Annotated in this window: 1 protein-coding gene; it reads left to right on the plus strand. The window is 67.2% G+C overall.

Annotated elements, in window-relative coordinates:
- Window positions 1-229: hypothetical protein (locus tag ABY44_RS00005; protein WP_431640660.1), on the plus strand; the 229-nt coding region annotated here is incomplete at both ends.

Consider the following 229-nt stretch of genomic DNA (forward strand, 5'->3'; position numbering starts at 1 on the left):
CGTCTGCGACGCGCTCACCATGACCGGGCACACCGATGCCGCCTACGATCTGCTTCTCGAGCAGGAGTGCCCGTCGTGGCTCTATCAGGTCGTGCAGGGCGCGACCACGGTCTGGGAGCGATGGGACGCGATGCTGCCGGATGGCACCGTGAACCCTGGAACCATGACGTCGTTCAACCACTACGCGCTGGGAGCGGTCGCCGACTGGCTGCACCGCAGCGTGGCCGGA

Origin of the sequence: Burkholderia sp. ZZQ-2 (assembly GCF_050768715.1) — a bacterium.
In the GTDB taxonomy this organism is placed as follows: Bacteria; Pseudomonadota; Gammaproteobacteria; order Burkholderiales; family Burkholderiaceae; genus Burkholderia; species Burkholderia cepacia.